Annotated in this window: 7 protein-coding genes and 1 pseudogene; 3 read left to right on the top strand and 5 right to left on the bottom strand. The window is 44.4% G+C overall.

The annotated features are described in order from the left end of the window. Together A1019T_RS00920 and A1019T_RS00915 are read left to right on the top strand one after the other, a co-directional pair. On the top strand, nt 1-123 hold a 123-nt coding region (locus tag A1019T_RS00920), incomplete at its 5' end, for a zinc ribbon domain-containing protein (protein ID WP_143514056.1). Between the two features lie 120 nt (nt 124-243). Next, nucleotides 244-1137 carry an acyl-CoA thioesterase gene (locus A1019T_RS00915; RefSeq protein WP_077450009.1) on the top strand — a complete coding sequence of 298 codons (894 nt, stop codon included), beginning with the start codon at nt 244-246 and terminating at the stop codon, nt 1135-1137. A gap of 156 nt (nt 1138-1293) precedes the next feature. Here A1019T_RS00915 and A1019T_RS00910 read toward each other — a convergent pair whose 3' ends face one another. The 5 genes from A1019T_RS00910 to A1019T_RS00890 all read right to left on the bottom strand — a co-directional run bounded on the left by A1019T_RS00910 (nt 1294) and on the right by A1019T_RS00890 (nt 6971). Further along, nucleotides 1294-2619 carry a lytic murein transglycosylase gene (locus A1019T_RS00910; protein WP_077450008.1) on the bottom strand — a complete coding sequence of 442 codons (1326 nt, stop codon included), beginning with the start codon at nt 2617-2619 and terminating at the stop codon, nt 1294-1296. A gap of 124 nt (nt 2620-2743) precedes the next feature. Then, complete coding sequence (gene mutY / locus A1019T_RS00905; protein ID WP_077450007.1) at nt 2744-3937, bottom strand: A/G-specific adenine glycosylase; 1194 nt, start codon at nt 3935-3937, stop codon at nt 2744-2746. A 155-nt stretch (nt 3938-4092) separates the two neighbouring features. Next, a complete protein-coding gene (gene ylqF / locus A1019T_RS00900; protein WP_077450006.1) occupies nt 4093-5079 on the bottom strand; it encodes a ribosome biogenesis GTPase YlqF in 987 nt (328 codons plus the stop codon). Nucleotides 5080-5132: 53 nt separating this feature from the next. After that, the gene (locus A1019T_RS00895) at nt 5133-5738 is read right to left on the bottom strand and encodes a DUF2339 domain-containing protein (protein WP_167366824.1); all 606 of its coding nucleotides are present in this window, start codon (nt 5736-5738) and stop codon (nt 5133-5135) included. 21 nt (nt 5739-5759) lie between these two features. Beyond that, complete coding sequence (locus A1019T_RS00890; RefSeq protein ID WP_077450004.1) at nt 5760-6971, bottom strand: DUF2339 domain-containing protein; 1212 nt, start codon at nt 6969-6971, stop codon at nt 5760-5762. 58 nt (nt 6972-7029) lie between these two features. Between A1019T_RS00890 and A1019T_RS00885 the strand changes: the two are divergent. Beyond that, a pseudogene (locus tag A1019T_RS00885) lies at nt 7030-7302 on the top strand (RNA-guided endonuclease InsQ/TnpB family protein); the annotation flags it as partial.

Below are 7302 nucleotides of genomic sequence, written 5' to 3'. Positions count from 1 at the left end.
TTGCGAATAAGAGGATGGACTTGTGCTGAGTGTGGCACATGGCATGATAGAGATATCAATGCTGCTAAGAACATCCTTGCGGTCGGGCTTGACCGTCTAGCTGTAGGAAGCCCCTCGGTTTAGCGAGGGGAGGAGGTCAATATTTACACTAACATAATCTGTATAATGTTACCCGTATAACAAGAGATAAATAGAATCCCTTGGGGCTCAGGGTAAGATTATTTAGGGTTGCTGGAGAGACAAATGTCTGATCATAAACAGCTTGTTGATCAATTATTAAACACCGTAAAATTAACTGAAGTGGCTCCTGATGTATTCCAAGGTGAGAGCTTTGATTATGTAGGAAAGCGCATCTTTGGCGGTCAAGTATTGGCTCAAGCCATTATGGCTGCGGCTCATACTTTAGAGGAAGATAAGCCTTGTCATTCTTTGCATGGCTATTTTTTACGCGGTGGTAATATTAATCAGCCAGTCATTTATAAAGTTCGTCACTTGCGAGATGGTCGTAGTCTATCTGCAAGAGAAGTAACGGCGATACAATACAAAGAGGACCAACAGGGCAGTCAGTTGGAGCAAGTTGTTTTTACTATGATTGCTTCGTTTTCTCCGATGGAAGGAGGGCTAGATTATCAGGAAGAAATGCCCGCTTATCCCCCACCTGAGGATCTAGAATCGGAGCAGTCGTTAAAAGAACACCATGTCGGCAGCGTTCCAGAGCCTTTACGTGAGCGTTTTATGCGTCCTCGCCATGTTGAAATTAAACCGGTTAAACCGCGTGATCCTGTCTATCCAGAGCCTATGGAACCCAAACAAGCCAACTGGTTGCGCATCCGAGACCTAGGGGAGCAACCCATGGCGATACAGCAGGCGTTATTGGCGTTTTCCTCAGATTATTATTTAGTGGGTACAGGGCTGATGTCACATGGTATTAGCTTTATGACCAAAGGGCTACAAGCGGCCAGTATTGATCACTCAATGCATTTTCACCGTCCTTTTGATATTAATGAGTGGTTACTGTATGACATGTGGAGCGATACCACTTCTCATTCAAAAGGGTTGAACCATGGTCAGTTTTGGCAAAATGGCAATTTGGTGGCTACGGTGCAGCAAGAAGGTTTGATGCGCTTACGCGGATAATCTTGCGGAGTATAGGGTAGAGTAAATAGCATTATCCACCTTTAATCCAACACTTACTATAAGATTGACAGTCGCAAGATTGACAGTAAAAAAATAGCCGTTCATTCATGAACGGCTATTTTTGGTTTTAGACCAGCTTTTGTTAAAAGTGAGCCATTACCAAATTAAAGAAGAGGCACTATTTAAGGTAACAAAGCCATCAGGCGTCTGACCATTGGCGGCTTGCCAGCGAGCAAAAGCGTTACGGGTATTGGTGCCCATAATGCCATCCACCCCTTGGGTATCATAACCGGCGTTGGTTAGACGCTGTTGTAGGTTACGAACTTGAGTGGTGGTTAGAGGTTTCTCATAACGAGGCCATGACTTTTGGATACCAGACTGACCGTTGATACCTCGGCCTAGTAGGCTAACCCCTAACGCATAGTTTGAAGAGTTGTTGTATACCTTGATGACATCGAAGTTAGGGCTTAATAATAAAGCAGGGCCGTCTTTACCGGCGGGCAACCACATCTCAAATGAAGTGTTGGCATCCAGGTAAGCTCCGTCTATTGGGCTAATACCCATATTACGCCAGCTTGACCCAGGCAGCTTCTGACCCAATAAGCTAAAGTCAAAGTTTGCAGGTAAAGTCACTTCATAGAAAGGGGATAGACCGCGTACCCAGCCTGACTTACTTAGATAATTAGCGGTAGAAGATAACGCATCCGCGGTTACCCAAGGGCTACGGCGTCCATCTCCATTTCCATCTACACCGAACTCTAACCAAGTGCCTGGGATAAACTGAGTATGGCCCATACCACCGGCCCATGAGCCGTTCAGTTGTGAGGGATAAATGTCCCCATTTTGGATAAGTTTGATTAAGGCCAGCAGCTGGTCTTCTGCCCAAGCACGGCGGCGACCATCATAGGCTAGGGTGGCTAGTGAACTTGGAATATAGCTGTTACCTGTACCCGCGCCGTAAGAGGACTCCATACCCCAAATGGCAGTGATAATTTCAGCATTCACCCCATACTGAGATTCAAGTTGGCTTAGCAATGAGCGATGCTCGTTAAACTTGCTTTTACCTGTATTAATACGTCCACCAGACACTGCAGAATCAGCATAGTCCCAAGGCATTTTTACGAACTCTGCTTGGTTCGAATCTAATGAGATTACCTGACTGTTTAGCTGGGCTGAGTCTAGAATGCGGCTCACATCATAGGCGTTATAACCTTGGCTAATGGCACGCGTAGTAAAGTCTGATTTCCACTCAGAGAAGCTGCTATAAGTCGCTTTTGGCTCAGGAGCAGGCTTAGGTTGTGGTACTGGCTGAGGTTTAGGTTTAACAATGACCACAGGAGCAGGTTTACTAATAGGCACTTGTTGAACTGGGGCTTGGCTGGCACAGCTGGCAAGAAAAATGGCAGGCCCAAGCGTCAGCACACTTTTTAGCAGGGTGAGTTTGTTTTGGTTATTGGTTTTTAAGCTATTGGTCTGAATCATAGGGTGGGATCTCACACATAGGTTTATTAGGAAAAGGTAAGCTATTAGCGCTATTATAAAAATTAGGTTAAAGCACTTTATCAATAAATGGCTTTAAAGTCGATGGCTGTTGTACTTCACACGGCTAGAGAGCCTCTAAAACCTTCAGCATTGCTTTGGGTAAGCCGAGCGTTTGTTCTGCCTCATTAGCCGGTAACCACCGCGAATTAATATCGGCTTCTGTAAGCAGTCTGGTTAATTGCTCAGCTTGCTTAGCAGATAAAGCAAGCGTTTGTGGCTGTAGATACCAATGAAAATGGGTCAAGGTATGTTTAATCGGAGCAGCCTCTAGTAAGCCATCCTTGATAGAGGTGGCAGTTAAGTTGTTATCCTGCATCCACTTGTCGACAATCTGTTCCGCTAGACTATTTTCAGACTCATAAGCGCTATCTTCCTCAGCAGTAGAAAGCACTTTTTTACCTAAAGTCTTTTTCTCAAACTGTAAGGGCAACACCCATAGCCCACCCCAAATACCATTATCAGGGCGCTGTAACCACAAGATTTTATTATCGGGGCCAGTTATTACTAGGGCGTGACTAAACTTGCTGGGCTTAGGTTTCTTTTTGGCTTTGATTGGGTAGGACTCCTGTTTGCCCTCATGCCTAGCAATACAATCTGCTTCAATAGGGCACTGACTACAATTAGGGTTACGACGTGTACATAAGGTGGCGCCCATGTCCATCATGGCTTGAGCGAAGTGTCCGCTGTCCTCAATAGGGGTTAAGCGTTCTGCTAGTGCCCACAGCTCTTTATTTGTGGCAGATTTGGTAATATCGCCGTCAATACCGGCCCAGCGAGTTATTACTCGTTTAACATTACCATCACAGATCACCCCATAGCCATGTAAGCCCATAGCGACAATTGCCCCAGCCGTTGACTGTCCGACCCCTGAAATAGCCTCCCAGCCTTCTACCGTTTGTGGGAAGTCACCAGTTTCATTAATAGTCTCGACCAGTTGCTTAGCGCCTTTATGTAAATTGCGGGCACGGGCGTAATACCCCAAACCTGCCCAATGTTCGGCAATGCTATCCCACTCGGCATTGGCTAAGTCCTGCACTGTTGGGAATGAAGCGATAAAGCGCTTAAAGTAGGGGATAACGGTGGTGACTTGGGTTTGCTGTAGCATGACCTCTGATAGCCAAACGATGTAGGGGTTTGGGGTATCGGTTTTATGTTGTTGCCATGGCAGGTCATGGCGGCCGTAATCATCGAACCAATTTAGAATACGCGGAGCGAAGCTATCGAGTTCAGCTTCGCTATGATTGAACAGTGTTGGCAATTAAGTTCCTTTACTTGGTAATAGTAGAGAGATTGAAATTATAAACTTGATAGTTAAGCTTTACAGGGATAATAGCGTCTAGCATTCCGTCTAGTCCAAATGAGTAGTAGACGCTAGGTTTCTGGCAGCCCTATATCGAGCTGGCAAGATGGGCTCTACTTGCGGTTCTTGCGAGCCCTTCTCTTACGCAGTTTTTTCTCTTCGATTCTCGCCAGTCTTTTTTCTTCGGCTTGGGCACGTAAGGCTTCGACCAGCTTGAATTCCTCGTCACGCATGGCTGGTGTTTCTAAAGTAATGCGGCCTATTTGACCACTGCGTAACTCATTAACGAGTATCTCTGCCATACGGTAGATGTCGACCACGCCGCCTTTTTTCAGAAAGCCACGACTGCGACCCGCTGCTTCAAAAAACTCCCAATCGGTTTCGGGTAATTCATCCAGTTTATAACGCTCTTTTAGCAACTCTGGATAAGCCTTAATCAGGTATTCTGCGGTGTAGCTGGCGACATCATCAAAATCGAAGGCTGTGTCTTTAATCCCTCCTGTGGCAGCCAAGCGATAGCCAGAGTGTGGGTTTTCAATCTTTGGCCACAGCATACCAGGGGTGTCATACAGCATGATGTCATTATCTATTTTAATCAATTGCTGCGACTTGGTGACTGCTGGCTCGTCGCCTGTTTTGGCAATACTACGCCCAGCCAAAGTATTAATTAAAGTGGATTTACCGACGTTTGGAATCCCCATAATAAGCACTTTAATTTGTCTGCCAGTACCCACCTTATTAGGGACAAGCTGTTTACAAAGCTGTATTATCTTTTGAACATCATTGGCTTTATTGTCATCACAAGCGATGGCTTTGACCTGGCTTTGTTGTTCCAGATCTTGAATCCATGCTTGAGTGAGATCAGGATCTGCCAGATCTGCCTTGTTAAGAATTTTGATGACCGGCTTTTGAAAACCATGTTCATTATGACGTAGTGCAGTAACCATAGGGTTTTCACTACTGAAGGGAATACGGGCGTCAATGACTTCAATGACCACATCCATATCAGGCATAATTTCTTTGATTTCATTGCGCGCCTTGTTCATGTGGCCTGGAAACCACTGAATGCTATTGGGCGCTTGTAAGTTGTACTGACTCATTATTAATTTTATCCATTGTTAAATCTAGATTAAGCTTTTAAATAGGGTATCTTTTAATTACCGCTGTCCTTATCTGTTCCTAGCTCAAGCTCAGTTTTGTTCTCGTCTTGTTCTGGAGGAAGAGGGGCTAGATAACCGATAAGCAGGATCAAGCTACCTGCGCCAAGAAAGGACACCACTCGCCAGATGGTATCGGTTTGAGAAAGGTCAATTACCACCAGCTTCAAGACCACGATAGCTAATAAACCAATCCCCATAAACCACCAAAAGCGTTTTTGATATCTACTGGAAATGATGGTTAACACTAGAGCAGTAAGCGTCCAAAAGATGGTCAGCGCGGTTTGTACTTGCTCATCAAGCCAAGCCCCTTGGTACCAAAGTGGGGTACCTAAATAGGTATGTAAAGTTCGAATTAATACACTCGACAACAGCCAGAAACCGAGAAGTCCCGCAATCTTTAACAGTAGATTGTTGTCCTTAATCAGTATCTGATTCTGGCGTATGCTTAAATAATGGGTACTTATTAGGTAAGCCACTACAGTAATTAAAGATAAGTCATATAAGTTTACCACAGGTAGATAGGCTAAACCCCATACGATGCCATCGTGAGTCCAGTTGCTATAGATAGCCCAGATGACAGATAGAGGGATAAATAACAAGCCACAGCCTAACAGAGCATTCTACCAATTAAACCATGGGGGAGTATTGAGCTTTTTCCTCAAGCACAATTGGGTTAACGCTATTAGCCAAATGCCAGTGATAAATACGGTCATGACCTGGCTAGAATGGGGTAATAGATAATAACTGAACTGTGCTATTAAAAGGGTTCCCGTCATTAACCAAGTTACGGTATCAAAGTTTGTAGCCTTATCGGCATAATACCAGCGCTTAATCCATAGCTGTCCTACGAGTAACCAGCCCACTACCAAAGTTATAAATAGGGGCCAGAATGATGAGGTGGTGGCATCGTCGTACTCAAAATGAAAAGAGACGGTGGTTAGCAGTGCCAGATAAAATAACCCTAAAAAAGCATGACTTATAGTGGTGACAAGGTTCCATTGACGATATTTATCTATGACGAAGTAGCCAATAAGGTTTATTAATAAGGCAAAAGTAATCATTCTGGTTAGGCTATCTATCCAGTTGCCCATATGGTCGTCGATGATGAGAACCGTGACAATGAGCCCCCAAATCATGCTGACAACCGTTAACATATCCACAAAAGAGTTTGACCATATCAGCTGGAATATAGGGCTTGTGGTATTTACGCTGGCCAGTAAGTGTTTTTCTTTAGCGGGCACCTCATAATCAGGCTGAATAGGGTTATTCTCATTGCGTAAAATGAATACCGAGGCTAGACACCCCATAGCAGAGATAGTAAGAGACAGGGTGCTTGGGGCCAGAGCAGTATAGTAATCAAATAAAGGCTGTAGGATAGCCAAGGCAAGTCCTTGTAGTAATATCCCCAATAACACTGTCCAGCCACGAAGAGATTGTCTTCCAAACCAAACCAGTGCCAACCCTTGTATAGCCCAACCACAAGCGGTCCACTCGGCATCAAAGGCTATGGCAATCATCAGAGCCAAGAAACCAAATCCTAACGCTAGCATGCCTTCTATTAACGGGGTATAACGGTTTTGATTGGCATTGTTTTTATCTTTCAACACAAAAAACGACCCCAATCCTAAATAAATGGCCGCTATGACAGCGCTGGCGATGGTGAGGGCATTATCAATGTCGCTAAGTAGGGTGAATAATAATCCAAAGGCCAATAGAGGCACCCCAAACATTAGGCTGACATCAATGGGAATAATAAAGGTGGTATTGCTGTCTTTATCACCAATCGCCGTAAAACCACCCACTTCAGGGGGTGGATATAAGGCGACACACACGGTCGTAAGAAGCCGTTAAAGGGTTGTAAGTTAAAATTAACCTCGCCATACTGAATATATGAAAACACTCAAGCTACGCATTAAAGACAAACACATAAAAGAGCTGAATCAGCTAAGCGGTTCAGTGAACTTCGTGTGGAACTATATTAATGCACTTTGCTTTGAGCATCTAAAACGAACTGGTAAGTTTTTTAGTGCTTATGATCTAAATGAGTATACCAAAGGAAGCGGTGAGTATTTAGGATTACACAGTCAGACCTTACAGGCTATCAATGAGACACACGCTAAATCACGTAAACAATTTAAAAAAGCCAAACTTAACTGGCGTACC

Source organism: Psychrobacter piechaudii (assembly GCF_900162825.1).
GTDB classification, from domain to species: domain Bacteria; phylum Pseudomonadota; class Gammaproteobacteria; order Pseudomonadales; family Moraxellaceae; genus Psychrobacter; species Psychrobacter piechaudii.
The sequence above is the reverse complement of the archived record's forward strand: the minus strand, read 5'-3'. Positions and strand labels throughout refer to the sequence as shown.